22 protein-coding genes are annotated in these 25,795 nt (G+C 61.9%); 13 read left to right on the top strand and 9 right to left on the bottom strand.

What is annotated here, in order from left to right; genetic code table 11:
• Positions 1 to 299: 299 nt before the first annotated feature.
• The 3 genes from fruB to fruA are packed head-to-tail and all read left to right on the top strand — an operon-like array spanning position 300 to position 4,110.
• Positions 300 to 1,400: a fused PTS fructose transporter subunit IIA/HPr protein gene (gene fruB / locus R2B70_RS10490; protein ID WP_209792447.1), complete on the top strand. Its 1,101-nt coding sequence runs from the start codon at positions 300 to 302 to the stop codon at positions 1,398 to 1,400.
• Positions 1,400 to 2,389 (top strand): 1-phosphofructokinase, encoded by a 990-nt coding sequence (gene pfkB / locus R2B70_RS10485; RefSeq protein ID WP_318161411.1) that lies wholly within the window; start codon positions 1,400 to 1,402, stop codon positions 2,387 to 2,389. Before fruB ends, pfkB begins: the two co-directional genes overlap by 1 nt.
• Entirely contained in the window at positions 2,386 to 4,110 is a 1,725-nt protein-coding gene (gene fruA, locus R2B70_RS10480; RefSeq protein ID WP_318161410.1) for a PTS fructose transporter subunit IIBC, read from the top strand. The genes pfkB and fruA overlap by 4 nt, the downstream gene beginning before the upstream one ends.
• Positions 4,111 to 4,183: 73 nt before the next feature.
• Here the strand turns inward: fruA and R2B70_RS10475 are convergent, their stop codons facing one another.
• The gene (locus R2B70_RS10475; RefSeq protein ID WP_042074209.1) at positions 4,184 to 4,435 is read right to left on the bottom strand and encodes a DUF1289 domain-containing protein; all 252 of its coding nucleotides are present in this window, start codon (positions 4,433 to 4,435) and stop codon (positions 4,184 to 4,186) included.
• 150 nt (positions 4,436 to 4,585) lie between these two features.
• Here R2B70_RS10475 and mltA point away from each other — a divergent pair, with 150 nt between their 5' ends.
• The gene (gene mltA / locus R2B70_RS10470; protein WP_209792441.1) at positions 4,586 to 5,737 is read left to right on the top strand and encodes a murein transglycosylase A; all 1,152 of its coding nucleotides are present in this window, start codon (positions 4,586 to 4,588) and stop codon (positions 5,735 to 5,737) included.
• Between the two features lie 117 nt (positions 5,738 to 5,854).
• Here mltA and yfaE read toward each other — a convergent pair whose 3' ends face one another.
• The 5 genes from yfaE to ubiG form a co-directional block, all read right to left on the bottom strand.
• Positions 5,855 to 6,169: a class I ribonucleotide reductase maintenance protein YfaE gene (gene yfaE, locus R2B70_RS10465; RefSeq protein WP_318161409.1), complete on the bottom strand. Its 315-nt coding sequence runs from the start codon at positions 6,167 to 6,169 to the stop codon at positions 5,855 to 5,857.
• 66 nt (positions 6,170 to 6,235) lie between these two features.
• Positions 6,236 to 7,369, bottom strand: a complete 1,134-nt coding sequence (nrdB, locus tag R2B70_RS10460; protein ID WP_200164787.1) for a class Ia ribonucleoside-diphosphate reductase subunit beta — start codon at positions 7,367 to 7,369, stop codon at positions 6,236 to 6,238.
• Between the two features lie 78 nt (positions 7,370 to 7,447).
• Positions 7,448 to 9,715 carry a class 1a ribonucleoside-diphosphate reductase subunit alpha gene (gene nrdA, locus R2B70_RS10455; RefSeq protein ID WP_200164786.1) on the bottom strand — a complete coding sequence of 756 codons (2,268 nt, stop codon included), beginning with the start codon at positions 9,713 to 9,715 and terminating at the stop codon, positions 7,448 to 7,450.
• Positions 9,716 to 10,281: 566 nt separating this feature from the next.
• On the bottom strand, positions 10,282 to 10,965 hold the full coding sequence (locus R2B70_RS10450) for an HAD-IA family hydrolase (RefSeq protein ID WP_318161408.1): 684 nt from the start codon (positions 10,963 to 10,965) through the stop codon (positions 10,282 to 10,284).
• Positions 10,965 to 11,681 carry a bifunctional 2-polyprenyl-6-hydroxyphenol methylase/3-demethylubiquinol 3-O-methyltransferase UbiG gene (gene ubiG, locus R2B70_RS10445; RefSeq protein WP_209792432.1) on the bottom strand — a complete coding sequence of 239 codons (717 nt, stop codon included), beginning with the start codon at positions 11,679 to 11,681 and terminating at the stop codon, positions 10,965 to 10,967. The genes R2B70_RS10450 and ubiG overlap by 1 nt, the downstream gene beginning before the upstream one ends.
• A gap of 199 nt (positions 11,682 to 11,880) precedes the next feature.
• Here ubiG and gyrA point away from each other — a divergent pair, with 199 nt between their 5' ends.
• Positions 11,881 to 14,628 (top strand): DNA topoisomerase (ATP-hydrolyzing) subunit A, encoded by a 2,748-nt coding sequence (gene gyrA / locus R2B70_RS10440; protein ID WP_318161407.1) that lies wholly within the window; start codon positions 11,881 to 11,883, stop codon positions 14,626 to 14,628.
• Between the two features lie 82 nt (positions 14,629 to 14,710).
• Here the strand turns inward: gyrA and R2B70_RS10435 are convergent, their stop codons facing one another.
• Complete coding sequence (locus R2B70_RS10435) at positions 14,711 to 16,108, bottom strand: alpha-amylase family protein (protein ID WP_318161406.1); 1,398 nt, start codon at positions 16,106 to 16,108, stop codon at positions 14,711 to 14,713.
• A 297-nt stretch (positions 16,109 to 16,405) separates the two neighbouring features.
• On the opposite strand from R2B70_RS10435, the gene R2B70_RS10430 reads away from it, so the two are divergent.
• Complete coding sequence (locus tag R2B70_RS10430; RefSeq protein WP_318161405.1) at positions 16,406 to 16,561, top strand: hypothetical protein; 156 nt, start codon at positions 16,406 to 16,408, stop codon at positions 16,559 to 16,561.
• A 31-nt stretch (positions 16,562 to 16,592) separates the two neighbouring features.
• On the opposite strand, the gene R2B70_RS10425 is transcribed toward R2B70_RS10430, so the two are convergent.
• Positions 16,593 to 17,648, bottom strand: a complete 1,056-nt coding sequence (locus R2B70_RS10425) for a PA0069 family radical SAM protein (protein WP_318161404.1) — start codon at positions 17,646 to 17,648, stop codon at positions 16,593 to 16,595.
• 166 nt (positions 17,649 to 17,814) lie between these two features.
• Between R2B70_RS10425 and R2B70_RS10420 the strand changes: the two genes are divergently transcribed.
• Positions 17,815 to 18,405, top strand: a complete 591-nt coding sequence (locus R2B70_RS10420) for a tetratricopeptide repeat protein (RefSeq protein ID WP_318161403.1) — start codon at positions 17,815 to 17,817, stop codon at positions 18,403 to 18,405.
• 4 nt (positions 18,406 to 18,409) lie between these two features.
• Here R2B70_RS10420 and R2B70_RS10415 read toward each other — a convergent pair whose 3' ends face one another.
• Complete coding sequence (locus R2B70_RS10415; protein ID WP_128313741.1) at positions 18,410 to 18,622, bottom strand: hypothetical protein; 213 nt, start codon at positions 18,620 to 18,622, stop codon at positions 18,410 to 18,412.
• A gap of 341 nt (positions 18,623 to 18,963) precedes the next feature.
• Here R2B70_RS10415 and thrS point away from each other — a divergent pair, with 341 nt between their 5' ends.
• The 6 genes from thrS to pheT all read left to right on the top strand — a co-directional run bounded on the left by thrS (position 18,964) and on the right by pheT (position 25,794).
• The gene (gene thrS, locus R2B70_RS10410; protein ID WP_318161402.1) at positions 18,964 to 20,892 is read left to right on the top strand and encodes a threonine--tRNA ligase; all 1,929 of its coding nucleotides are present in this window, start codon (positions 18,964 to 18,966) and stop codon (positions 20,890 to 20,892) included.
• A gap of 21 nt (positions 20,893 to 20,913) precedes the next feature.
• Positions 20,914 to 21,444, top strand: coding sequence for a translation initiation factor IF-3 (gene infC / locus R2B70_RS10405; RefSeq protein WP_234923365.1), 531 nt, complete (start codon positions 20,914 to 20,916; stop codon positions 21,442 to 21,444).
• A gap of 86 nt (positions 21,445 to 21,530) precedes the next feature.
• Positions 21,531 to 21,728 carry a 50S ribosomal protein L35 gene (gene rpmI, locus R2B70_RS10400; RefSeq protein WP_005300673.1) on the top strand — a complete coding sequence of 66 codons (198 nt, stop codon included), beginning with the start codon at positions 21,531 to 21,533 and terminating at the stop codon, positions 21,726 to 21,728.
• Between the two features lie 15 nt (positions 21,729 to 21,743).
• The gene (rplT, locus tag R2B70_RS10395) at positions 21,744 to 22,100 is read left to right on the top strand and encodes a 50S ribosomal protein L20 (protein ID WP_010674800.1); all 357 of its coding nucleotides are present in this window, start codon (positions 21,744 to 21,746) and stop codon (positions 22,098 to 22,100) included.
• A 310-nt stretch (positions 22,101 to 22,410) separates the two neighbouring features.
• A complete protein-coding gene (gene pheS, locus R2B70_RS10390) occupies positions 22,411 to 23,394 on the top strand; it encodes a phenylalanine--tRNA ligase subunit alpha (RefSeq protein ID WP_016350663.1) in 984 nt (327 codons plus the stop codon).
• Between the two features lie 12 nt (positions 23,395 to 23,406).
• Complete coding sequence (gene pheT, locus R2B70_RS10385) at positions 23,407 to 25,794, top strand: phenylalanine--tRNA ligase subunit beta (protein WP_318161401.1); 2,388 nt, start codon at positions 23,407 to 23,409, stop codon at positions 25,792 to 25,794.
• The last annotated feature ends 1 nt before the right edge of the window (position 25,795 follow it).

Here is a 25,795-nt window from a genome sequence, read left to right as displayed (position 1 = left end):
GCTCTGTTTGAGTTGCAAGGCCCGCGCCGGTTCCTGGTGGGGGCACCGAAAAAGTGTGCGCGGGATCATATCATTGAAACCTACTCTCCGTGGGATCTTGAACAATTGGCTGAAACGATTCAGTCTGAGTGTAAGTGAAACGATTCAGCTTGTCAGTAGGCGATGATTATCTGAGCTTTGAAATGGGTTGCGGCTCACCAAAGCGAGAGATCCCCGTCTACTGTCAGCAGGCTAGTTACCCGAAAATTGAGTTGAGCCGGTACGCCGCGAGGCGCCGCCGGACCTGATGGAGAATCTCTATGTTGAAGTTGGCGCGACAGCAAATCCTGCTGGGACAAACGGTGACGACCAAGGCGGACGCCATCGCCCTGCTGGCAAGCAAACTGACCGAGGCCGGTCTGGTGGAGGCGGGCTATGTGGACGGCATGCTGGCGCGGGAAGCGCAGCACGCCACCTACCTGGGCAGCGGCATCGCCATTCCCCACGGCACCACCGACACCCGCCATCTGGTGAAGAGCACAGGCGTCATGGTGGCCCAGTTCCCCCAAGGCATCGAGTGGGACGACGGGCAGACTGCCTATGTGGCCATCGGCATCGCCGCCAAGTCCGACGAGCACCTGGGCATACTGCGCCAGCTCACCCACGTGCTGGGTGACGAGCAGGCGGCCGCTCAGTTGAAGGAAGCCACCGATGAAGAGACCATCATCAATATCCTGACCGGGGCGACGGCGGCCAAAGAGGTGCAGTTCCTGACCCTGGCCGACTTCCCGGCGGACGATCGCGACCAGCTGTTGCTGGGCGCCGCTGCCCGTGCCAAATCCGCCGGCTGGGGGGAGTCCGCCATGGTGAGCGCCCTGCTGGCTAGCGAGCCCGCCTACCTGGGCGAGGGCATCTGGCTGGCGCGGGCACAAGCGGCCCAGACCGGCTGGGTGTTGGCCACGCCTAGCACTGTGCTGAGCGTAGGGGAGCAACCGGTCAGCGCCCTGCTGCTGCTGTGCGCCGCAGATAGCGGTCATCTGGCGCAGCTCGATAACCTGGCCAAACTGGCCGCCGCCGGTCAGCTCGGGACGCTCGCGGGCGCCGACGGGTTGAGCATGCTGCAGACAGGCCCGGCCAGCGGTCTTTCCGACACCTTCACCATCGTCAACCCCCACGGGTTGCACGCCCGCCCGGGCGCCATGCTGGTCAAGGTGGCCAAGGAGTATGAATCCGACATTCGCGTCGCGAACCTGGATGGCAGCGGCGAGGCGGTTTCCGCCAAGAGCCTGATGAAGGTCATCGGCCTTGGGGTCAAGTGCGGTCATCGCCTCGCGTTTCGTGCCGAAGGGCCGGATGCCGAAGCGGCCCTCAAGGGGCTGGGCGAGGCCATCGCCGCCGGTCTGGGCGAGGGGGCGCACTGATGGACATCGTCACCATCACCCTGAACCCGGCGCTGGATCTCACCACCCGCCTGGAAGCCATGCACCTGGGGGAGGTGAACCTGGTGGGCGAGGCCAACTTGCGCGCCGCCGGCAAGGGGATCAACGTCGCCATGGTCTTGAAGGATCTCGGTCGTGACGTGGGCCTGACCGGCTGGCTTGGCGCCGAGAACCAGCAGAGCTTCGTCACCCTGTTCGAGGAGCGTGCCCTGGCCGATCGCTTCGTGCGCGTGGCGGGGAGCACCCGGATCAACGTCAAGATCTCCGAGCAATCGGGCCGGGTCACCGATCTCAACCTGCCGGGCCTCACCGTGCGAGACGCCGACGTGAGCGCCCTGGAGGCGGCGCTGGACGAACTGGCCCCTCAGGCCGACTGGTTCGTGCTGGCGGGCAGTCTGCCCAAGGGGGTCGCCCCCAATTACTGCGCCCGGCTTATTCGGCTGCTCAAGGCCAGGGGCAAGCGGGTGATCTTCGATTGCAGCGGCGCGGCTCTGGGGGAAGGGCTCAAGGCGGCGCCGACCCTGGTCAAACCCAATCTGGAGGAGCTTGAGCAGTGGGCCGGGCGCCCCATCAGGACCTTGAGCGATCAGGCCGAGTGTGCCCGCGTCCTGCAGGCCGCCGGGATCCCCCACGTGGTGGTCTCCAACGGCGCAGACGGCCTCGTCTGGTTTGGCCCGGACGCCACCTGGCAGGCCATTCCGCCGCGCATGGAGGTGGTCAGCACGGTCGGTGCCGGCGACTCCCTGGTGGCGGGGTTGGCCCATGGCCTCAGCCTCGGCTGGACGCCGGAGCAGACCCTGCGTCTGGCCACCGCCGTCTCGGCCCTGGCGGTCAGCCAGGTCGCGGTCGGTTTCGACGATGTGCGCGAGCTGGATCCCTTGCTCGAGCGGGTGCGCGTACAGCGTCTGGATGACCTGGCACCGGCTCAACCCCATACCCATTCAATGTCTAACTCAGGAGATGCCCAATGAAAGCAATTCTGGTTACGGCTTGCCCGGCGGGCATTGCCACCAGCTTTCTCGCTGCAAAACGGATAGAACAGCAGGCCAAGCAAGCGGGTTGGGAGCTGACGCTTGACGTCGACTCCAGCGTGCAACCCCGTCAGGTGCCGGGCAAGGAGCAGATTGCCGCCGCCGAGCTGGTGCTGGTGGTGGCAAGCAGCCCCGTTGATCTCGCCGCCTATGACGGCAAGCCGCTCTATCGGGGTGACATGGACCTGGCGCTGCAGGATCCTGCTGCCCTGCTGGAGGCCGCCGCGAGCGGCGCCAGCGTCTATCGCCACCAGGCCGCGCCCGCCGTGGCCAAGGCGGCTGCCGGGGCCAAGCGCATCGTCGCGGTGACCGCCTGCCCCACCGGGGTGGCTCACACCTTCATGTCGGCCGAGGCCCTGGAGACCATGGCCAAGCAACTGGGCCACCAGATCCGTGTCGAGACCCAGGGTTCGGTCGGTGCCCAGAACGCCCTGACGGCGGACGAGATTGCCGCCGCCGATCTGGTGTTCCTCGCCACCGACATCGAGGTGGACATGGCCCGCTTCGACGGCAAGCCTGTCTATCGCACCAGCACGGGGGCGGCCCTCAAGAAGACCCGCGCCGAGCTCGACAAGGCCTGGACCGAGGCCAAGACCTATCGCCACAGCGGCGGCGCCCAACCCAAGAAAGAGGAGAAGGCGGGCCCCTACAAGCACCTGCTGACCGGCGTCTCCTTCATGCTGCCCATGGTGGTGGCGGGGGGCCTTATCATCGCGCTCTCCTTCATCTTCGGGATTGAGGCATTCAAGGAGGAGGGAACCCTGGCCGCTGCCCTGATGAAGATCGGCGGTGGCTCAGCCTTCGCCCTGATGATCCCGGTGCTGGCGGGTTACATCGCCTACTCCATCGCCGACCGTCCGGGTCTGGCCCCCGGCATGATCGCCGGCATGCTGGCAAGCTCCCTGGGCGCCGGTTTCCTCGGCGGCATCGTCGGCGGTTTCCTGGCTGGTTACAGCGCCAAGTACCTGAGCGACAAGGTGCGCCTGCCGGTGACCCTGGAGGCACTCAAGCCCATCCTGATCATCCCGCTCTTTGCCAGCCTGTTCACCGGCCTGGTGATGATCTACGTGGTGGGCGGCCCGGTGGCCGGCATCATGAACGCCATGACCGAGTTCCTCAACAACATGGGCTCCGCCAATGCCGTGCTGCTGGGGGTCATCATCGGCGCCATGATGTGCTTCGACATGGGGGGCCCGGTCAACAAGGCGGCCTACGCCTTCGGGGTTGGCCTGCTCGCCTCCAAGACCTATGCCCCCATGGCCGCCGTGATGGCCGCCGGCATGGTGCCGGCACTGGGGATGGGCATTGCCACCTTCCTGGCCAGCAAGAAGTTCATCAAGGCGGAGCAGGAAGCGGGCAAAGCCTCCTTCGTGCTGGGTCTGTGCTTCATCTCCGAGGGGGCCATTCCCTTCGCAGCCAAGGATCCCATGCGCGTCATCCCGGCCTGCATGGTGGGTGGCGCCCTGACCGGTGCGCTCTCCATGCTGTTCGGCTGCGAACTGGTGGCGCCCCACGGCGGTCTGTTCGTGCTCTTCATCCCGAACGCCATCAGCAACGTCATGATGTACATCCTGGCGATCGCGGCTGGCTCGCTGTTGACCGGTGTCTCCTACGCCATGCTCAAGCGCGGCGAGGAGCAGGCCAGGCTGGCTACCGCCTGAGTCGGATGTCGGTGAATGAAAAAGGCGGCCTGCGGGCCGCCTTTCTTATGGTTGGCAAAAAGGGTGGAAAGCGTCAGAGATCCAGACCGGGCTGCGGGGGGGATTCGGGCGGTTCGCCCTCTCTGGCCTTGCGACGGGCGGCCTCGACCCTGGCCTTGCGGCCCCGGCACAGGCGCATCACCTCCTGCTGCTGGGCCGGGGTCATGGCGAGCCAGTTGAATCGCTCCTCGCGGCTGCGCAGGCACCCCTTGCAATACCCCTTGTTGTTCAGCTCGCAGACCCCGATGCAGGGGCTCTGGAGCGGGAAGAATTCGAGCTGTTCCATCCACGATCCCTCACATCCTGTCACCTTGTTATAACCCAGAAGATCCCCGCAGGAGAAATCCGCCGTGCGGGGGCGGAAGGCGTTTGCTTTCCCCGGGCAATTTTGGCATCTTCCCCGCCGTGCAAGACACTCGGTGTTATATGAGGACATATGAATAGACATGCGTACTGGCTGGCCGCCGCCGTGGTGGGGCTGGCCGGTTGTGCGGGCAGCCCTGAACCGGTCAAGGTGCCCCAGAAGAAGGCGGGATCCGGATGTTTTCTGAACTGTGAGGTGCCGGAGAATCTGGGCAAGCAGTATCTGGACGGTGCCCTGGCGGGGGATCTGGTGCGGGTGGAGCGGGTCAACAGCCGCGCCGGCGCCGACTACAGCAAGTTCGGCCCCCAGAGCCGGATGGTACTGGAGCGCTCCGGCCGCATGGCGAGCCGCTATGGGGAGCTCTATCGCCAGCTCTCCCGCTGGGTCGCCAATGGCGGCAATCCCGCCCATATCACCCAGTACGGCATCAGCCTGGCCCAGCTTGGCGGCGCCGATCGCATGGGCAACGTGCTCTTCACCGGTTACTACTCGCCGGTGCTGGAGGTGCGCCACCGCCCGGATGCCGAGTACAAGTACCCCATCTACGCCATGCCCAACTGCGGCGGCCGCTGCCCGAGCCGGGCCCAGATCCACGACGGGGCCTTGGCGAACCGCGGGCTGGAGCTCGGCTACAGCAAGTCCCTCATCGACAACTTCCTGATGGACGTGCAGGGCTCCGGCTTCGTCCACTACGGCGACGACGACAGGTTGCAGTATCTGGGCTACAGCGGCAAGAACGGTCACGGCTATGTCAGCATCGGCCGGGTGCTGATCGACCGTGGCGAGGTGCCCAAGGAGCAGATGTCCATGAAGGCCATCAAGGAGTGGGCCAGCCGTCAGCCAGAGGAGAGCGTCAAGGAGCTGGTGGAGCAGAACCCCTCCTATGTCTTCTTCGAGCGGCGCCCCACCAACGACGTGGTGGGGGCCGCCGGCATTCCGCTCTTGCCCATGGCGGCGGTGGCCGCTGACAAGACCCTGCTGCCCATGGGCACCCCCATCCTCGCGGAAGTGCCGCTGCTCGACAAGGCGGGCAACTGGACCGGCAGGCACCAGCTGCGCCTCTTGATCGCGCTGGATGTGGGTGGCGCCGTGAAGAAGGGCCACCTCGACCTCTACCACGGCATGGGGGAGAAGGCCGGGGTGGCTGCGGGTCACTACAAGCACTTTGGCCGGGTCTGGAAGCTGGGCCTGCACCACGGGCCGACCGCCGCGCCCTGGTTGTAAAGCATGAGGGGTCACGGCCCCTCACTTCGCCCGAGAGACGGGACATCCCCATGAAAAAAGCCGCCGGAGCAATCCGGCGGCTTTTTGTTTCGTGACTGGCTGGCGGCAGACGGTATCTTAGCCCTTCTTGATGTCCAGCCGGATGGCGCCCACCGGCTGGCAGAAACAGGGGAGGCACTCACCCACCGAGACAAAGGCGAGCGGGGCGGCAGGGTAGTGCACCTTGCCTGCCAGCAGCGGGGTGCGACAGGCGCCGCAATAGCCGCTGCGGCACTGGAACTCGACCCTGTGGCCGTGGCGCTCCAGGGTCTCCAGCAGGCTCTCGCCGGGCTCTGCGTGCAGCACGTCATCCCGGGTGTGGATCCGGGGTGCGGCCGCTGCCTCACCGGTCGCCAGCGGGGCAGGGGCCAGGGTGCCGATGGCGTCACTCATGGCGCCATCCCACCGGGTATTTCGGCGGTGATGTCGTCAACCAGGCCTGCATCCCGGCGCCCGTGATCACAGTTCGAAGTCACCCAGATCGTCGGCGTGCACTTCGCTGTCGATCTGACCCACCAGATAGGAGCTCACCTCCACCTCCTGGGGCGCCACCTGCACGTTGTCGGATGACAGCCAGGTGTTGATCCAGGGGATGGGGTTCTGCTTGGTGCCTGCGAAGGCCGGCTGCAAGCCGACGGCCGCCATGCGCAGGTTGGTGATGTATTCCACGTACTGGCAGAGGATGTCCTTGTTCAGGCCGATCATGGAGCCGTCCTGGAACAGGTACTCGGCCCACTCCTTCTCCTGCAGGGCCGCTTCCTTGAACAGCTCGAAGCAGGCCTGCTCGCACTCGACGGCGATCTCCGCCATCTCGGGGTCGTCGTTGCCGCTGCGCATCAGGTTCAGCATGTGCTGGGTGCCGGTCAGGTGCAGCGCTTCGTCACGGGCGATCATCTTGATGATCTTGGCGTTGCCCTCCATCAGCTCGCGCTCGGCGAAGGCGAACGAACAGGCGAAGCTCACGTAGAAGCGGATCGCCTCCAGCGCGTTGACGCTCATCAGGCACAGATAGAGCTTCTTCTTGAGATCCCGCAGGGTGATGGAGACCTCGCGGCCCCCCACCCGGTGGGTCCCTTCACCGTGCAGGTGGTAGACGGAGGTGGCCTCGATGAGATCGTCATAGAAGTGGCTGATGGAGCCGGCGCGCTTGAGGATCTGCTCGTTGGTCACGATGTCGTCGAACACCTGGCCCGGGTTGTTGACGATGTTGCGGATGATGTGGGTGTAGGAACGAGAGTGGATGGTCTCGGAGAAGGCCCAGGTCTCGATCCAGGTCTCCAGCTCAGGGATGGAGACCAGGGGCAGCAGCGCCACGTTGGGGCTGCGGCCCTGGATGGAGTCCAGCAGGGTCTGGTACTTCAGGTTGGAGATGAAGATGTGCTGCTCGTGGGGCGGCAGGGCCTGGAAGTCGATGCGGTCGTGGGAGACGTCCACCTCTTCCGGGCGCCAGAAGAAGGAGAGCTGCTTCTCGATCAGCCGCTCGAAGATGTCGTGCTTCTGCTGATCATAACGGGCCACGTTGACCGACTGGCCGAAGAACATCGGCTCCTTGAGCTGATCGTTTTGGGTCTGGCAAAAAGTTGAATAGGCCATGGTTCGAATGTCGTGAAATAGGGGAAACAGGAAGGCGGGAGCTTCTGCTCCCGCCCGGTTCATCGGATCGTTTCGCGGTTAGATCTTGCAGGCCCCACCGGCACAACCGTCATCCTGCAGATCGGTCTGGGTGTCGTCGGCCCCGTCGCGGGTGTTGTGATAGTAGAGGGTCTTGAGGCCGTATTTGTAGGCGGTCAGCAAGTCCTTGAGCAGCTGCTTCATCGGCACCTTGTTGCCTTCGAAGCGGGCCGGGTCGTAGTTGGTGTTGGCGGAGATCGCCTGATCCACGAACTTCTGCATGATGCCGACCAGCTGCAGGTAACCGTCGACGCTCGGCTGCTTCCACAGCAGCTCGTACTGATCCTTGAGGCGGTGGTACTCGGGCACCACCTGCTTGAGGATGCCGTCCTTGGAGGCCTTGACCGAGACCAGGCCACGGGGCGGCTCGATGCCGTTGGTGGCGTTGGAGATTTGGCTGGAGGTCTCGCTCGGCATCAGGGCGGTCAGGGTGGAGTTGCGCAGACCCACGGTGCGGATCTCTTCGCGCAGCGCTTCCCAGTCGAGGTGCAGTGGCTCGTTGCACAGGGCGTCCAGATCCTTCTTGTAGGTATCGATGGGCAGGATCCCCTGGGCATAGGTGGTCTCGTTGAAGGCCGGGCAGGGGCCGAACTCGCGGGCCAGCTGCACGGAGGCCTTCAGCAGGTAGTACTGGATCGCCTCGAAGGTGCGGTGGGTCAGGGCCAGACCGGAACCGTCGGAGTAGCGGGCACCGTTCTTCGCCAGGTAGTAGGCGTAGTTGATGACACCGATCCCCAGGGTGCGGCGGTTCATGCTGCCCTTCATCGCGGCCTTGAGCGGGTAGTCCTGATAGTCGAGCAGGGCATCCAGGGCGCGCACGGCGAGATCCGCCATCTCTTCCAGATCTTCCAGCTTCTCGATGGCGCCGAGGTTGAAGGCAGACAGCGTACAGAGCGCGATCTCGCCATCCTCGTCATCCACGTTGTTGAGCGGCTTGGTGGGCAGCGCGATCTCGAGGCAGAGGTTGGACTGGCGCACCGGTGCCACGGCTGGATCGAACGGGCTGTGGGTGTTGCAGTGATCCACGTTCTGGATGTAGATGCGACCGGTACCGGCGCGCTCCTGCATCATCAGGGAGAAGAGATCCACCGCCTTCAGGGTCTTCTTGCGAATGGCCGGATCCTGCTCGTACTTGACGTAGAGCTCTTCGAACTTGTCCTGGTCCGCGAAGAAGGCGTCATAGAGGCCTGGTGCATCGGACGGGGAGAACAGAGTGATGTCGCCGCCCTTGATGAGGCGCTGGTACATCAGCTTGTTGATCTGCACGCCGTAGTCCATGTGACGGACCCGGTTCTCTTCCACGCCGCGGTTGTTCTTCAGTACCAGCAGGCTCTCCACCTCGGTGTGCCACAGGGGGTAGAAGAGGGTGGCCGCACCGCCGCGCACGCCGCCCTGGGAGCAGCACTTCACCGCAGTCTGGAAGTACTTGTAGAAGGGGATGCAGCCGGTGTGGAACGCTTCGCCGCCACGGATGGGGCTGCCCAGACCCCGGATGCGACCGGCGTTGATGCCGATGCCGGCGCGCTGGGAGACGTAGCGCACGATGGCGCTGGCGGTCGCGTTGATGGAGTCCAGGCTGTCGTCGCACTCGATCAGCACGCAGGAGCTGAACTGGCGGGTCGGGGTGCGCACGCCGCTCATGATGGGAGTCGGCAGGGAGATCTTGAAGGTCGAGACCGCATCGTAGAAGCGCTTGATGTAGTCCAGACGGGTATCTTTCGGATACTTGGAGAAGAGGCAGGCCGCCACCAGGATGTAGAGGAACTGCGGGCTCTCGTAAATCTCGCCGGTGACGCGGTTCTGCACCAGGTACTTGCCTTCCAGCTGCTTGACCGCCGCGTAGGAGAAGTCCATGTCGCGCCAGTGGTCGATGTGGGCGTTCAGCTCCTCGAACTCGGCCTGGGTGTAGTCTTCCAGCAGGTGCTTGTCGTACTTGCCCATGTCTACCAGCCTGGCTACGTGCTGGTAGAGGTGGGGCGGCTCGAACTGGCCGTAGGCCTTCTTGCGCAGGTGGAAGATGGCCAGGCGGGCGGCCATGTACTGGTAGTCCGGGCTCTGTTCGGAGATGAGGTCAGCAGCAGCCTTGATGATGGTCTCGTGGATGTCGGCGGTACGGATGCCGTCATAGAACTGGATGTGGGACTTGAGCTCCACCTGGGAGACCGACACGTTGTCGAGCTTCTCGGCGGCCCAGTCGAGCACGCGGTGGATCTTGTCCAGATCGATGGGTTCTTTGTGTCCGTTACGCTTCGTCACAAACAAGTTCATTGGCTGATGACCCCTTTAGTTGATGCCTGGCGGCATCGGTGGATTCCCGAAAAACCATCGCGCGACGCTCCCGACGGACCAATCCTGGCGACGGGGTAGGGGCGTAATGCGCGATGAATCACAAGATATAGTGTTATTTTGAATGCGAACTACAAGATAGTGAGGTCGGCACGGCATTGCAATCTGTGGATAACGCAATTGCTGTGGATAAATTGTGGGTGTCGGGAGTGGAGTTAGTGGACGCTCACAGCGAGTGGGTTTTCATGCGTCCGATCCGGCAAATGCAAGTCCGGCGATCGAAGATGGAAAATTAAAATAACTTTTTTTGCTTGCGAAAGCGGGGTGTTTTTACTAGCAAATTCAGTCTGGTTATCCCTTGCGCAGACAGGGTCAAAAGGTGTCCTGTCCCCCTCTCTGGAGGCTTGCCAAACCGTGAAAAAGAGGGATCGTTTGAGATCCCTCTCTCACTTGGCACGTCGGGCCGTCAGGCATGAATGGTGCTCATATGGACATCGATGATCCCAAAAGCTGCCCGGGCAATCCATCTATAAGATGGCGAGGCGAACTCAGCCCAGTTCGTAGCGCAGCCAGTGGTGCAGGGCATGCACCGTATCGAAGTGCAAGTCAGCGCCCCAAAGGGCGGGATCCTCGTCGCCGTGCAGATAACCCCAGCCCGCCACCGCGGTACGCATGCCGGCGTTGCGGCCCGCCTCGATGTCCCGCACATGATCCCCCACATAGAGGCAGTGCGCCGCGTCCACCCCGAGCCGCTCGCAGGCAAAGAACATGGGGGCGGGGTCGGGCTTGCGCACCGGCAGGGTGTCGGCGCTGACGGTGACGCCGCAGTTGGCCAGCGCAGGCAGGGCGGCCAAGAGTGGCTCGGTGAGAAAGCCCGGCTTGTTGGTGACGATGCCCCAGGGCATCTTCCGTTCGTCGAGCCATTCGATGAGGTCCACCATGCCGTCATAAGGGCGGGTGCCGACGCAGAGGTTGGCCGCGTAATGGTCGAGCAGGGCGGTGCGAAGGCGAGTGGCCCCCAGCTCCTCGAGTAGCTCGTCGCCAAGACCGGCCCTGAGCAGCCCGAGCGCCCCGTGGGAGGTGGTCTGGCGGATGATGTCGTCAGAGAGCGGCGCAAAGCCCTCGCTGACCAGCACGTGGTTGACGGCGGCGCCGAGGTCCGGCGCCGTGTCGAGCAGGGTGCCGTCCAGATCGAACAGCACGCAGCGCAGGGGGGCAGTATGGGTGCTCATCAGCCTTGCTCCGGGCGCTCGAACGCCACCATGTAGTTGACGTCGACGTTCCTGCCGAGCTTGAAACGGTTGGAGAGCGGGGCGTAGTGCACCCCGCTCATGTCCCGCACCAGCAGGCCCGCCGCCTCACCCATGCGGCACAGCTCCGCCGGGGTGATGAACTTCTTGTGGTCGTGGGTGCCCTTGGGGACCATCTTCATCAGGTACTCGGCGCCGAGGATCATCATCAGATAGGCCTTGGGGTTGCGGTTGATGGTGGAGACGAACACCTTGCCGCCCGGTCGTACCAGGGTGGCGATGGCGCGCAGCACCGAGGCCGGGTCCGGCACGTGCTCCAGCATCTCCATGCAGGTCACCACGTCATACTGGCCAGGGGCCTCATCGGCGTGGGCTTCGGCGGTGATCTGGCGATACTCGAGCTCCACACCTTGCTCCAGAGCGTGCAGGCGGGCGACGCCGAGGGGCTCCTTGCCCATGTCGATGCCGGTCACGCGCGCGCCGCGGCGGGCCATGCTCTCGGAGAGGATGCCGCCGCCGCAGCCGATGTCGAGCACGCGCTTGCCGAACAGGCCGCCGCTCTTGTCGGTGATCCAGTCAAGGCGCACCGGATTGATCTGGTGCAGCGGCTTGAATTCGCCCTCCATGTCCCACCAGCGGGAGGCGATGGCTTCGAATTTGGCGATTTCTGTCAGATCGACATTGGCGTCACTGTGCATTTTTTGATGATCCTGTGGCAGGGCGCACGGCTTGGAGTCTGGTGCGCAATCTATTGTCCTGGCGGGCATTATAACGGACGGACTTTGTCACACCAGCCCGACTTGTTACCGGATTTGTGGCTTAAGGTATTTGGCTCAGTGTGTTACCATGTCGCGCTGTTTAAGCCAAAGAACAACTAATTAGGGATTAAGGCTTTCTATGAGCGATCTGGCCAGAGAGATCACGCCGGTCAACATCGAAGAAGAGCTCAAGAGTTCCTATCTGGATTACGCCATGAGCGTGATCGTAGGACGAGCTCTGCCGGATGTGCGTGATGGCTTGAAACCGGTTCACCGCCGCGTTCTGTATGCAATGAACGAGCTGGGGAACGACTGGAACAAGCCCTATAAAAAATCGGCCCGTGTGGTCGGTGACGTAATCGGTAAATATCACCCCCACGGCGACAGTGCCGTGTATGACACCATCGTCCGCATGGCGCAGGATTTCTCCATGCGCTACATGCTGGTCGACGGTCAGGGCAACTTCGGTTCGGTGGACGGCGACAACGCCGCGGCCATGCGTTACACCGAAGTGCGGATGGCGCGCATCTCCCACGAGCTGCTGGCCGATCTGGACAAAGAGACCGTGGACTGGGTGCCGAACTACGACGGCACCGAGATGATCCCGGCGGTCATGCCCACCAAGGTCCCCACCCTGCTGGTCAACGGCTCCTCCGGTATCGCGGTGGGCATGGCGACCAACATCCCGCCTCACAACCTCACCGAGATAGTCAACGGCTGTCTGGCGCTGATCGAGAATGGCGACCTCACCATCGACGAGCTGATGACTCATGTCACCGGCCCGGATTTCCCCACAGGTGGCATCATCAACGGTCGTTCCGGCATCGTGCAGGCGTACCGTACCGGTCGCGGCTCCGTCTATGTGCGGGCCAAGGCCGAGGTGGAGGTGGACGAGAAGAGCGGTCGCGAGACCATCATCGTCCACGAGATCCCCTATCAGGTGAACAAGGCGCGGCTCATCGAGAAGATCGCCGAGCTGGTCAAAGAGAAGAAGATCGAGGGCATCAGCGCCCTGCGCGACGAGTCCGACAAGGACGGCATGCGCATCGTCATCGAGATCAAGCGCGGCGAGTCCGGCGAGATTGTGCTGAACAATCTCTACAAGCACACCCAGATGCAGACCACGTTCGGCATCAACATGGTGGCGCTGGACAACAACCAGCCCAAGGTGATGAACCTCAAGGAAATCCTGGATGCCTTCTTGCTGCACCGCCGCGAGGTGGTGACCCGCAGGACAGTGTTCGAACTGCGCAAGGCGCGGGATCGGGCCCACATCCTGGAAGGGTTGGCGGTGGCCCTGGCCAACATCGACCCCATCATCGAGCTCATTCGCCACAGCGCGACCCCGGCGGATGCGAAAGTGGCGCTGGTGGCCAAGGGCTGGGCGCTCGGCAACGTGGCCGCCATGCTGGAGAAAGCCGGCGACGACGCGGCCCGCCCCGAGTGGCTGGAGCCGGAGTTCGGCATCCGTGAAGGGCAGTACTTCCTGACCGAGATCCAGGCCCAGGCCATCCTCGACCTGCGTCTGCACAAGCTGACCGGCCTCGAGCACGAGAAGATCCTGGAAGAGTACCAATCTCTGCTGGATCTCATCGCCGAGCTGTTGCACATCCTGGCAAGCCCGGAGCGCCTGATGGAAGTGATCCGTGACGAACTGCTGGCCGTGCGCGAGCAGTACGGCGACGAGCGTCGCACCGAGATCAGCATGTCCAGCGCCGAGATCAACATCGAAGATCTGATCACCCCGGAAGACGTGGTAGTCACCCTGTCTCACCAGGGCTATGTGAAGTATCAGCCGCTCTCCGACTACGAGGCCCAGCGCCGAGGTGGTCGTGGCAAGTCGGCCACCCGGATCAAGGAAGAGGACTTCGTGGAGCGTCTGCTGGTGGCCAACACCCACGACACCATTCTGTGCTTCTCCACCCGTGGCAAGGTCTACTGGCTCAAGGTCTATCAGCTGCCGGAGGCGTCCCGTGGCGCCCGCGGCCGTCCGATCATCAACCTGCTGCCGCTGGAAGAGGGTGAGCGCATCACCGCCATCCTGCCGGTGAAGGAATATGAGGCCGACAAGTACGTCTTCTTCGCCACCGCCAACGGCACCGTGAAGAAGACCAGCCTGTCCGACTTCAGCCGTCCGCTCTCCTCCGGCATTCGCGCCATCAACCTCAAAGAGGGGGATGAGTTGATCGGGGTGGACATCACCGACGGCAGCAACGAGATCATGCTCTTCTCCGATGCGGGCAAGGTTGTTCGCTTCGCGGAAGGCAGCGGTCGCGCCGATGCGGATGCCAGCGACGAAGTCGAGGCCGACGACGATGCCGGCAACGACGATGACGGCAGCGACAACGGCGAAGGCACCGAGAGCAAGGGCACCTTCAAGGGCGTGCGTCCCATGGGTCGTACCGCTGCCGGTGTGCGCGGCATCAAGCTGGGCGCCGGTGACAAGGTGGTGTCCCTCATCGTGCCGCGCGGGGTCGGCGCCATCCTCACCGCCACCGAGAACGGCTACGGCAAGCGCACCGCGCTGGACGAGTACCCGACCAAGAGCCGTGGCACCCAGGGTGTTATCTCCATCAAGGTGGATGAACGCAACGGCAAGGTGATCGATGCGATCCAGGTGGAAGATACCGACCAGATCATGCTGATCACCAACGGCGGTACCCTGGTACGTACCCGGGTGTCCGAGGTGAGCGTCATCGGCCGCAACACCGGCGGTGTGCGTCTGATCCGTACCGGTGAAGATGAGACCGTGGTCGGTCTGCAGCGCGTTGCCGAGAGTGACGAAGAGGAAACCGAGACCCTGGCCGTCGAGGGGGAGGTGTCCGAAGGCACCGATACCGCGGCTGACACGGGATCCGTCGATGCAGGGGAGGCGGGCGACGAGTAATCGTTCCCCCTGACCAGAAAAAAGAGCGACCTTCACGGTCGCTCTTTTGTTTTCTATCTGGCTCGGCGTTACCAGCCCACTGTCACTCCTGCAGCCACATTCTGGCGCCGCGGGCCGGGATGGTCAGCCTTATCCACTGGCTCTGCACGTTGACCACGGCATTCTGGTCGAGCACATCCCGGTAGTTGCGATACCAGTTCATCTCGAATCTGGCGGTATCGAGCCAGTACTCCTGCTCGTAGTCGCACTTGTTGATGCCGACCAGACCCTGCTTGCCACGCTTGAACAGCACGAAGCAGTCGTTACTGCCGATGAGCTGCATCGGTTGACCCTGCACTGTGTTATGGAAGCGGATCATCCCTTTGAGATCGGTGCGCAGATAGTAGTCCTGCCAGCGCAATCCGTCCTTGTCCCTGGTTTCACCGTGATCGGAGTAGACCAGAGGCGAGCCGCCATCGCGACCGAGCAGGTAGGCATAGGCCAGTCTCTCGTCGGTCTGGTTGAGGATCTGGTAGCGGAAACCGTCGTTGGTGGGGATGTCGTGGGTGATGGCGAAGGTGACGGCGCGGCTACCCGGCAGCGCCTGACCATAGGCACCGGGATCGGCCAGCAGGTTCATGCTGCCGCCGTAGCCCAGCGCTCCACGCAGGGAGGCGAAGAGCGGGAAGTCGTAGGCCCCCTGGCCGCTGCTGTCGAGGTAGGGTTGGAGGAAGTTCTCATAGTCGCTGTTGCCGGCGCCCCCCGTGGTGATCACCTCGCCAAAGACGTGCATCCCCTGTTTGATCTCGGGGGTGAACACGGCGTTGATCTGGTAATCGCTCATGTGCTTGACCGCATCGACCCGAAAACCCTTGATCCCCATCCCCTTGAGCGCCTGCAGGTAAGCCTGTTGCTGGCTCACCACCCAGTTGTTGGGGTCCAGATCCGGCAGCCCCTTGTCACCCGCCCCGCCGCACAGTCGCCAGTACTGGACATGGCCCGGATTGTTCCAGTCGGTGATGCACCCCTCCGAATGAAAATCCTGGGCGGCGAGGAAGTTCTGCCCCAGATCGCCAAAGAGCTTCTGGCGTTCAAAGTAGGCCGGATTGCCGGCGTAACTTTGCAGCAGCTCGCTGCCGGGGTAGTTGAGGTCGCTGCGCTTCCAGCTCTCGTTGGCCATGTGGTTGAGCACCACGTCCGCGTAGACGGCAATGCCCCGGGTCTGCATCGCGGCGATCAGCTGCTCCAGATCCTGCTTGTTGCCAAGGGGGGTGTCGACCAGGCGCAGATCCTGGGGCTGGTAACGAGCCCACCACTCGTCGCCCGAGGACTTCAGAGGCGGTGAGATGAGCACCTGCTTGTAGCCGGCAGCCTTGATGAGATCGGCCTTGGCGGTGACTTCACTGTATTTCCAGTTGAAGGCGTGCAGTATGACATCGGCATGCGCCAAGGGGGCGATCAGCATACCTGCGATCGCCAGCATTCCCGCTGTGTGTTTCATTGTTATGTCCCTGTCTTGTTGTTGTGACTCTGCCTGAAATGGGCGGTTCAGCTTTGGCACAACCGGGAACACTCGCAATCGAATTCCGGTCGATTTGTGATGAATTTCAAGGTGAATTCGCTGAAGTTGTGAGTGGTTTCAGGTTTCAATGACGCTGACCCATAGGCTGTCAGGGCCGTATCATTTGGTCATTTGTCTGTCACTCGGGTGTCATGGCTGAGGGTTATCTTGCTCGGCGAGCGGTGCCTCCTGGTATCGCCTTCAGCGTGGATCACATCGAGCGAACGGGAGTGGCATATGACCAGTTGGATAACCTGGGAGATCTGGTGGAGCAGGGTATGGGGCGAGGCCGAGCTGTCAGCCCGTGGCGAAGAGTGGCTGGAAGTGGCCCATGAACCGTCGAGGCTGCCCGCCGAGCTGCTGGAGCAGGGCAGGGACGAGCGCACTCGATGAGATCACTCGTTACTGCCGGGGTTAGCCGCTCCTAGAAGAGCGTCAACTGCTCGCCGGGGCGGATGAAGGCATCCTGGCGCAACTGAATGTGGCGCTTGCCAAGCCCGAGCCGCTTGCTGATGAGCCGAAAACGCTGGGCCAGCAGATCGGCAAATTGCCCTTCACCGCGCATGCGGGTCCCGAATGCGGGGCTGTTGAGGGTGCCGCCCCGGCTGGTCCTCAGCTGATTCAGGATGGCCTCTTTCTGGCCGGGGTAATGCTCATCCAGCCAGTCGCAAAACAGGGTGGTGAGCTCGTGGGGCAGGCGCAGCAGAATATAGTCGGCGCAGCCGGCCCCGGCCTCTGTCGCCGCCTTGATGATCTGCTCGAGCTCGGGCTCGTTGAGCCGGGGGATCATGGGAGCCGCCAACACCCCGACCGGCACCCCTGTCTGTGCCAGTTTCTCGATGACCTTCAATCGCCCGGCCCCGGTGCTGGCCCTGGGTTCCAGCTGCCGCCTGAGCGTCTCGTTCAAGGTGGTGACCGACACCATTACCTGGCAGAGCCCGGCTTTGGCCAATTCGGCCAGTAGGTCCAGATCCCGCAATATCATGGCGCTCTTGGTGATGATCCCCACCGGGTGGCGGTGTGCCAGCATCACTTCCAGCAGAGCACGGGTCAGGCGGTAGCGATGCTCGATGGGCTGGTAGGGATCGGTGTTGGCCCCCAGCACTATGGTCTGTGGCTGGTAGCTCGGCTTGACAAACTCCCGGCGCAGCAGTTCGGCGGCGTTGAGCTTGGCGAACAGCCTGGTTTCAAAATCCAGACCTGGAGAGAGCTCCAGATAGGCGTGGCTGGGCCTTGCGTAGCAGTAGATGCAGCCGTGCTCGCACCCCTGATAGGGGTTGATGGAGCGGCCGAACGGGACATCGGGGGAGTTGTTGTAGCTGATGATGCTGCGAGCAGTTATCTCCCGCACCTCGGTACGGGGATCGCTGGCGGCGAATGCCGCCTCCCACTCGGTTTGGGCCCAGCCGTCATCGACCGCTTCGACGAGCGGACCGCTGAAGCGGTGATCGACATTGTGGGAGCTGCCTCGTCCTGCCATCTCATCAAATCTAGATACTGTTCATACATACAGTTATTCTGGGGCGTGGCACCTCAAACTGCAAGTCCGGGCCCGTGTAAAGGGGTCGGGCTGGATATCTCCCGCTTGATCTGTTGCTACATTTCGTTTACATAGACGAAATGCGAACTGGATCACGGAAATCATCATGCAACCCACCACCTCCCGCTGGCTCTTCATCGCCATCATCGCCCTGGTCATCTGGCGTCTGATCCCGCTCTCCACCGAGCAGGAGCTGGCGGCGGCCAACCGTGCCTGGCGCAGCGGCCATTTCGATGAGGCGACCCGGATCTGGCAGCCGCTGGCGGACCAGGGCGAGCCACGAGCCCAGGCGCTGATGGGCTGGAGCCACGAGGTGGGGCAGGGGAGCGAGCAGGACATGGGCCAGGCCATCCGCCTCTACCGCCAGTCAGCCGAGGCGGGGGATGCCTTCGGCCAATACCGGTTGGCAGAGGTTTATCTGCGCGGCGCCGGGGTGACGCGGGATCTGCGCGAGGCGTTTCACTGGATGGAGCTGGCGGCTCGCAACGGCGATGTGCCCGCCATGTTGAAGGTGGGGGTGCTTCACCTGGTAGGGGCCAATGGCCGTGTCGACCTGGCCGAGGCCAAGCAGTGGCTCTATCAGGCCTCGCAAAAGGGAAACAGGCAGGCATTGCAGGTATTGCAGGAATTGGCGCTGGCCGAGGAGGGACGCAGCGCCTTCGATTTCAACGGTCAGTCCTTCCTGAATGCCGGCTAACAGGTCAGCGGCTGGCGGTGACCTTGCCGGGCGTCACGTCGGTGACATAAAGCGTACTGCGATCGGCGCTGTGCACTATGCTGCATACCTCGCGCTTGCTGCCGTCGCTCAGGATCACCAGCTCCCCGATATGAACGGGGCAGTGTGTCGTCAACAAGTGGTCCGGGTGGATGATCTTCTCTGCATGCTCCGGAAACGAAATGTCATAGGTGTACATCTTGCTCTCCTTGCTCGGGCTGACGCCTCACTGGAAACCTAGCACAGGGCGCGGCGTTGCGGGTCGGGCATCGTCAGGGCACCATCCGGCAACCGGCGCCTGTCATGACCCATGGTATGCAAAATCGCCAAGACAACTTGTCTGAGTTGTCGCGTCTGATACAATCCTCCGCTGTACCTGTCAATCGAGCGCCATGCACAGCCTGCGTCTGTGTGCCACGGCGTGTAGCAACCGCATTGTGAGCGGTGAAACACAAAGGTGAATAGTGCTCGATATAAAAGGACATCTCTATTTCACATGTGCCCTTTGGTAGGGGGCACCACTGTCTAAGGAAACACCGAATGCCAATCATTACTCTGCCTGACGGCAGCCAACGTCAATTCCCTCACGCCGTTTCCGTCATGGACGTCGCCGCAGACATCGGTCCCGGCCTCGCCAAGGCGTGCATTGCCGGCCGGGTGAACGGTGAACTGGTGGATGCTTGCGAGCTGATCGAGGCCGATGCCTCCCTGGCCATCATCACCGCCAAAGACGAAGAAGGTCTGGATATCCTGCGCCATTCCTGTGCCCACCTGCTGGGTCACGCCATCAAGCAACTCTGGCCCCAGACCAAGATGGCCATCGGTCCCGTCATCGACAACGGTTTCTACTACGACATCGACCTCGACCGCACCCTGACCGAGGAAGATCTGGCTGCCCTGGAAGAGCGCATGCTGGCGCTGGCCGCCAAGGATTACGACGTCGTCAAGAAGAAGGTCTCCTGGCAGGAAGCGCGCGACGTGTTCGAAGCCCGTGGCGAGACCTACAAGGTCGAGATCCTGGATCAGAACATTGCCCGTGATGATCAGCCAGGTCTGTATCATCACGAAGAGTACATCGACATGTGCCGCGGCCCGCACGTGCCCAACATGCGTCACTGCCACCACTTCAAGCTGCAGAAGATGTCCGGCGCCTACTGGCGCGGTGACTCCAACAACAAGATGCTGCAGCGCATCTACGGTACCGCCTGGGCCGACAAGAAGCAGCTCAAGGCCTATCTGCAGCGCCTCGAAGAGGCAGCCAAGCGCGACCACCGCAAGATCGGCAAGCAGCTCGACCTGTATCACATGCAGGAAGAAGCGCCGGGCATGGTGTTCTGGCACAACGATGGCTGGACCATCTTCCGCGAGCTGGAAACCTTCATCCGTGGCAAGCTCAAGGAGTACGACTATCAGGAGGTGAAAGGCCCCTTCATGATGGACCGCGTGCTGTGGGAGCGTTCTGGTCACTGGGAAAAATATGCCCAGGCCATGTTCACCACCCAGTCCGAGAACCGCGAGTACGCCATCAAGCCGATGAACTGCCCGGGTCACGTGCAGATCTTCAACCAGGGTCTGAAATCCTACCGGGATCTGCCGCTGCGCATGGCCGAATTCGGCTCCTGCCACCGCAACGAGCCGTCTGGTTCCCTGCACGGCCTGATGCGGGTGCGCGGCTTCACTCAGGATGACGCCCACATCTTCTGTACCGAAGAGCAGATCATGGAAGAGGTGTCTGCGTGCATCCGCATGGTCTACGACGTCTACGGTACCTTCGGCTTCGAGAACATAGTGGTCAAGCTTTCCACCCGTCCCGAGCAGCGCATCGGCTCCGACGAAGCCTGGGATCGCGCCGAGGCCGCCCTGGCCGAAGCGCTGGAGCTGAACGGTCTGAAGTTCGACCTGCAGCCGGGCGAGGGGGCCTTCTACGGTCCCAAGATCGAGTTCACCCTGCACGATTGCCTTGATCGTGCCTGGCAGTGTGGTACCGTGCAGCTCGACTTTGCCCTGCCGGGTCGTCTCGGCGCCACCTACGTGGGCGAAGACAATGAGCGCCACGTGCCCGTGATGATCCACCGCGCCATTCTGGGCTCGCTGGAACGCTTCATCGGGATCCTGACCGAAGAGTACGCCGGCTTCTTCCCGACCTGGCTGGCTCCCACTCAGGCGGTGGTGATGAATATCACGGATAACCAGGCCGATTATGCAGTGAAAGTTGCCAAAGCATTGAATGATGCGGGCCTTCGCGCAAAAGCGGACTTGAGAAATGAGAAGATTGGCTTTAAAATCCGCGAGCATACTTTGAAGCGAGTGCCCTTCATGCTGGTCTGCGGCGATAAAGAAGTAGAAGCCGGCAAGATTGCAGTGCGTACTCGTAAAGGGGCTGACCTGGGCTCTTATCCTGTTGAAGAGTTGATTGCTCTGTTGACCCAGGAAGTTCAGACCCGCGGACAAAAGAAAGTGGAGGAATAAGCTATAAAAGGCGGAAAAAAACTGGGCAAGCAACCGCAAGCCCGCGCTCACCGGATCAATGAAGAGATCCGTCTGAAAGAAGTTCGTTTGGCTGGTCTGGATGGCGAAGCACTTGGCATCGTTTCCATTCAGGAAGCACTGAACTTGGCCGCTGAGGCCGAAGTGGATCTGGTCGAGATCAGTCCGAACGCTGAGCCGCCCGTTTGCCGGATCATGGATTACGGCAAATTCCTCTACGAAAAGAGCAAGACCACCAAAGAACAGAAGAAGAAGCAGAAAGTCGTCCAGGTCAAGGAAATCAAATTCCGTCCTGGCACCGACGAAGGCGACTATCAGGTAAAACTACGCAACCTGGTTCGCTTTCTGGAAGACGGGGACAAGGCGAAGGTCACCCTGCGCTTCCGTGGTCGTGAAATGGCCCACCAGGATCTTGGTATCAAGGTTCTGGAGCGAGTCAAGAACGATCTGGAAGAGCTGGCCGTAGTCGAATCGTTCCCGAAAGTCGAAGGCCGTCAAGCTGTGATGGTCCTCGCACCCAAGAAGAAATCTTAAGGCCCACAAGAAATTGACTCATGGGGCTGACCCCATGAGTTGGTTCGCCTTGCGATTTTGTTGTCACTCACAATGCGGAGTATGAAATGCCGAAGATGAAAACCAACCGGGGCGCCGCAAAGCGCTTCAAGAAGACTGGCTCAGGTCGCTTCAAGTGCAAGCACAACCACCTGCGTCACATCCTGACCAAGAAGAGCAGCAAGCGTAAGCGTCAGCTGGGACCGAAGTTCTTTGTTTCCGCTGCCGACCACAAACGTGTTGTCGCTTGTCTGCCGTACGCATAAGGGGGGATGTGAAAAATGCCAAGAGTTAAACGTGGTGTGACCGCTCGCGCTCGTCACAAGAAAGTAATGAAAGCCGCCAAGGGTTACTACGGCGCCCGTTCCCGTGTCTACCGCGTAGCGGTACAAGCGGTAACCAAAGCTGGTCAGTATGCCTACCGTGACCGTCGCCAGAAGAAGCGTCAGTTCCGTCAGCTGTGGATTGCGCGTATCAACGCTGCAGCCCGTCAGAACGGCCTGTCCTACAGCCGTCTGATCGACGGTCTGAAGAAGGCTTCCATCGAGATCGATCGCAAGATCCTGTCCGATATCGCCGTTCACGACAAGCTGGCTTTCACCGCCCTGGTTGAAAAGGCCAAAGCAGCTCTGGTTTAATCCGGTTCTGTTTTATAGATGATAAAAGGAGGCTCAGGCCTCCTTTTTTGTTGCCTGCTGTTTTATGACGGCCAGGTAGCCAGCCTGATCAAGAGATGCGGCATTTGTCATATGCCAACAAACTAATAATGATCACCCATATCGACATAAAGTGAGGCAGCACTTGGGGCTCACTCGATATAACAAAATGATTTGCAGGGAGAAAAGCCCACCATAACTATGGTCAGCGAAGGGGCTTTTTTTGTATTATTCCCCTCTTGACCTTATTTAGCCTAAAGGCTCCTGTTCCGGGAGTGGTGACGAGGAAGACATGCAACAGCTTGAAGAAGTAGTCGGCCAGGCCAGAGCCGAAATTGAGGGCGTGAGCGACATCGCCGCCCTCGACGAAATCCGGGTCAAATATCTGGGGAAAAAGGGCTTTTTTACCGAGCAGATGAAGGGCCTGGGAGCCCTGTCTGCCGAAGAGCGTCCCGCCGCGGGCGCCGTGATCAACCAGGCCAAACAGCAGGTTCAGGATGCCCTGAACGAGCGTCGTGAAGCGCTCGAAGTCGCCGTGCTCAACCAGAAGCTGGCTGCAGAGACCATCGACGTCAGCCTGCCGGGCCGCCGCATCGAGAATGGCGGCCTGCACCCGGTGACCCGCACCATAGAGCGCATCGAGCGCCTGTTTGGCGAGATGGGCTTCAAGGTTGCCCGTGGTCCCGAGATTGAAGATGGCTTCCACAACTTCGATGCGCTGAACATCCCGGCTCACCACCCGGCGCGTACCGATCACGATACCTTCTACTTCAATCCTGATCTGATGCTGCGTACCCACACCTCGGGTGTGCAGATCCGCACCATGGAACATCAGCAGCCGCCGATCCGCATCATCGCGCCGGGCCGCGTCTATCGTAACGACTACGACATGACCCATACCCCGATGTTCCATCAGGTCGAAGGCCTGCTGGTCGACGAGCATGCCAGCTTCACCGAGCTCAAAGGGATACTGCACGACTTCCTGCGCAACTACTTCGAGGAAGACTTGACCATTCGCTTCCGTCCTTCCTACTTCCCGTTCACGGAGCCGAGCGCCGAAGTGGACGTGATGGGCAAGAATGGCAAGTGGCTGGAAGTGCTGGGCTGCGGCATGGTGCACCCGAACGTGCTGCGTTCGGTCGGCATCGATCCGGAAAAATACTCCGGCTTTGCCTTCGGCATGGGCGTTGAGCGCCTGACCATGCTGCGTTACGGGGTCAACGACCTGCGTGCCTTCTTCGAAAACGACCTGCGCTTCCTCAAGCAGTTCAAGTAAGGGCGAGAGAACATGAAATTCAGTAAATCCTGGGTGATGGAGTGGGTCCGCACCGAGTTGAGTGACAACGCACTGGCCGAGCAGATCACCATGGCCGGTCTGGAAGTGGACGCCGTGGAAGCGGTGGCCGGCCAGTTCAACAACGTGGTGGTGGGTGAAGTGGTCGAGTGCGCCCAGCACCCGGACGCCGACAAGCTGCGGGTGACCAAGGTCAACGTGGGCGAGGCCGAGCTGCTGGACATCGTCTGCGGCGCGCCGAACTGCCGTCAGGGCCTCAAAGTGTGCGTGGCCAAGGTCGGGGCGACCCTGCCGGGCGATTTCACCATCAAGAAAGCCAAGCTGCGTGGCCAGCCGTCTCACGGCATGCTCTGCTCCTTCAGCGAGCTGGGGATCGACGTCGAAGCCGATGGCATCATCGAGCTGCCGCTGGATGCGCCTATCGGGACCGACATCCGCGACTACCTCGCGCTCAACGACGTCAGCATCGACGTGGATCTGACCCCGAACCGTGCCGACTGCCTCGGCATCGCGGGCCTGGCCCGTGAAATCGGCGTGCTCAACAGCGTGGACGTGGTCGAGCCGACCTGGGCGCCTGCTGTTGCCACCATAGACGCCACCTTCCCGATCCGGGTCGAAGCGCCGGCCGATTGCCCTCGTTATCTGGGCCGCGTCATCAAGGGGCTGAACCTGCACGCCCAGAGCCCGCTCTGGATGCAGGAGAAGCTGCGCCGTGGCGGCATTCGCTCCATCGACGCCATCGTCGACATCACCAACTACCTGCTGCTGGAATACGGTCAGCCGATGCACGCCTTCGATCTGGCGACGCTTGAAGGGGAACTGGTGGTGCGCCGCGCTCGTAGCGACGAGCCCATGACTCTGCTCGATGGCAACGAGGTGAAGCTCAAAGAGACCACGCTCGTGATTGCCGATGCCCAGGGCCCTGCCTGCATGGCAGGTATCTTCGGCGGCGATCGCACCGGTGTCTCCGAGACCACCACCGACATCCTGCTGGAGTGCGCCTTCTTCGCGCCGCTCTCCATCACCGGTCGTGCCCGTGCCTATGGTCTGCACACCGACTCCTCCCACCGCTTCGAGCGTGGGGTGGATCCCGAGCTGCAGGCCAAGGTGATGGACAGGGCCACCCGTCTGCTGCTGGATATCTGCGGCGGCGAAGCCGGTCCGGTCATCGAGGTCAAATCCGAGGCCCATCTGCCCAAGGCTGCCCCCATCCGCTTGCGCCGCACCAAGCTCGACAAGGTGATCGGCATCAGCGTGGCGGATGCTCAGGTGGTCGAGATCCTGACTCGCCTCGGCATGCAGGTGACCGTGGAGGCTGACGGCTGGACCGCGCTGGCACCCTCCTGGCGTTTCGACATCGCCATCGAGGAAGACCTCATCGAGGAAGTGGCCCGCATCTACGGCTACAACAACATCCCGAACCTGAAACCCGCCGCCTCTCTGGCGATGGTGGAGCAGGCCGAAGGGCAGGTGACCTTGAAGCGGGTGCGCGACCTGCTGGTTGACCGCGGCTTCCAGGAAGCGATCACCTACAGCTTCGTCGATCCCAAGGCTCAGCAGACTCTGTTCCCGCAGAGCGATGCCATAGTGCTGCCGAACCCGATCTCGGTCGAGATGTCCGCCATGCGCGTCTCTCTGTTCCCGGGTCTGGTACAGGCCGTGGTTTACAACCAGAACCGTCAGCAGCCGCGGGTGCGCCTGTTCGAGCAGGGCCTGCGCTTCATCAAGGACGAGAATGCCGAGAACGGTATCCGTCAGGAGCCCATGCTGGCCGGCATCATCACCGGCAACCAGGGTGACGAGCACTGGGACATCAAGAGCCGCGCAGCTGACTTCTTTGATCTGAAAGGGGATCTGGAAGCGGTGCTGGATCTGACTGCCGAAGGGGCCACCTTCACCTTCGAGCGTGCCGAGCACAGCGCCCTGCACCCGGGCCAGAGCGCGGCCATCCTGCGCAATGGCGCCGTGATCGGCCATATCGGCGTGATCCACCCGAGCCTCGAGAAGAAGCTGGGTCTGAAGAGCCGGGCCGTGATGTTCGAGCTGGAGCTGGACAAGCTGACCCCGGCCAAGGTGCCGGTTGCGGCCGAAGTATCCCGCTTCCCGGCCAACCGCCGCGACATCGCCGTGGTGGTGGACAGACAGATCCTGGCAGGCGACGTTCTGGCAGTAATTAAAAAAGTTGGCGGAAATCAGTTAGTTGGAATAAACTTGTTCGACGTATACCAGGGTGCTGGTATGGCAGAGGACAAGAAGAGCCTGGCTATCAGTCTCGTGTTGCAAGACACCCAGCGCACCCTGGAGGAGAAAGAGATCGCCGAGACCGTAGACAATGTCGTGCGGGCCCTTGGTGAAGAGTTGAATGCATCCTTGAGGGATTGAT

Source organism: Aeromonas sp. XH (assembly GCF_033348475.1).
Classification (GTDB): domain Bacteria; phylum Pseudomonadota; class Gammaproteobacteria; order Enterobacterales; family Aeromonadaceae; genus Aeromonas; species Aeromonas sanarellii.
The sequence above is the reverse complement of the archived record's forward strand: the minus strand, read 5'-3'. Positions and strand labels throughout refer to the sequence as shown.

Excerpts from the sequence above, each read along its gene's own strand:
- fruB (WP_209792447.1), top strand. The coding sequence starts at position 300 with ATGTTGAAGTTGGCGCGACAGCAAATCCTGCTGGGACAAACGGTGACG.
- pfkB (WP_318161411.1), top strand. The coding sequence starts at position 1,400 with ATGGACATCGTCACCATCACCCTGAACCCGGCGCTGGATCTCACCACC.
- fruA (WP_318161410.1), top strand. The coding sequence starts at position 2,386 with ATGAAAGCAATTCTGGTTACGGCTTGCCCGGCGGGCATTGCCACCAGC.
- R2B70_RS10475 (WP_042074209.1), bottom strand. The coding sequence starts at position 4,435 with ATGGAACAGCTCGAATTCTTCCCGCTCCAGAGCCCCTGCATCGGGGTC.
- mltA (WP_209792441.1), top strand. The coding sequence starts at position 4,586 with ATGAATAGACATGCGTACTGGCTGGCCGCCGCCGTGGTGGGGCTGGCC.
- yfaE (WP_318161409.1), bottom strand. The coding sequence starts at position 6,169 with ATGAGTGACGCCATCGGCACCCTGGCCCCTGCCCCGCTGGCGACCGGT.
- nrdB (WP_200164787.1), bottom strand. The coding sequence starts at position 7,369 with ATGGCCTATTCAACTTTTTGCCAGACCCAAAACGATCAGCTCAAGGAG.
- nrdA (WP_200164786.1), bottom strand. The coding sequence starts at position 9,715 with ATGAACTTGTTTGTGACGAAGCGTAACGGACACAAAGAACCCATCGAT.
- R2B70_RS10450 (WP_318161408.1), bottom strand. The coding sequence starts at position 10,965 with ATGAGCACCCATACTGCCCCCCTGCGCTGCGTGCTGTTCGATCTGGAC.
- ubiG (WP_209792432.1), bottom strand. The coding sequence starts at position 11,681 with ATGCACAGTGACGCCAATGTCGATCTGACAGAAATCGCCAAATTCGAA.
- gyrA (WP_318161407.1), top strand. The coding sequence starts at position 11,881 with ATGAGCGATCTGGCCAGAGAGATCACGCCGGTCAACATCGAAGAAGAG.
- R2B70_RS10435 (WP_318161406.1), bottom strand. The coding sequence starts at position 16,108 with ATGAAACACACAGCGGGAATGCTGGCGATCGCAGGTATGCTGATCGCC.
- R2B70_RS10430 (WP_318161405.1), top strand. The coding sequence starts at position 16,406 with ATGACCAGTTGGATAACCTGGGAGATCTGGTGGAGCAGGGTATGGGGC.
- R2B70_RS10425 (WP_318161404.1), bottom strand. The coding sequence starts at position 17,648 with ATGGCAGGACGAGGCAGCTCCCACAATGTCGATCACCGCTTCAGCGGT.
- R2B70_RS10420 (WP_318161403.1), top strand. The coding sequence starts at position 17,815 with ATGCAACCCACCACCTCCCGCTGGCTCTTCATCGCCATCATCGCCCTG.
- R2B70_RS10415 (WP_128313741.1), bottom strand. The coding sequence starts at position 18,622 with ATGTACACCTATGACATTTCGTTTCCGGAGCATGCAGAGAAGATCATC.
- thrS (WP_318161402.1), top strand. The coding sequence starts at position 18,964 with ATGCCAATCATTACTCTGCCTGACGGCAGCCAACGTCAATTCCCTCAC.
- rpmI (WP_005300673.1), top strand. The coding sequence starts at position 21,531 with ATGCCGAAGATGAAAACCAACCGGGGCGCCGCAAAGCGCTTCAAGAAG.
- rplT (WP_010674800.1), top strand. The coding sequence starts at position 21,744 with ATGCCAAGAGTTAAACGTGGTGTGACCGCTCGCGCTCGTCACAAGAAA.
- pheS (WP_016350663.1), top strand. The coding sequence starts at position 22,411 with ATGCAACAGCTTGAAGAAGTAGTCGGCCAGGCCAGAGCCGAAATTGAG.
- pheT (WP_318161401.1), top strand. The coding sequence starts at position 23,407 with ATGAAATTCAGTAAATCCTGGGTGATGGAGTGGGTCCGCACCGAGTTG.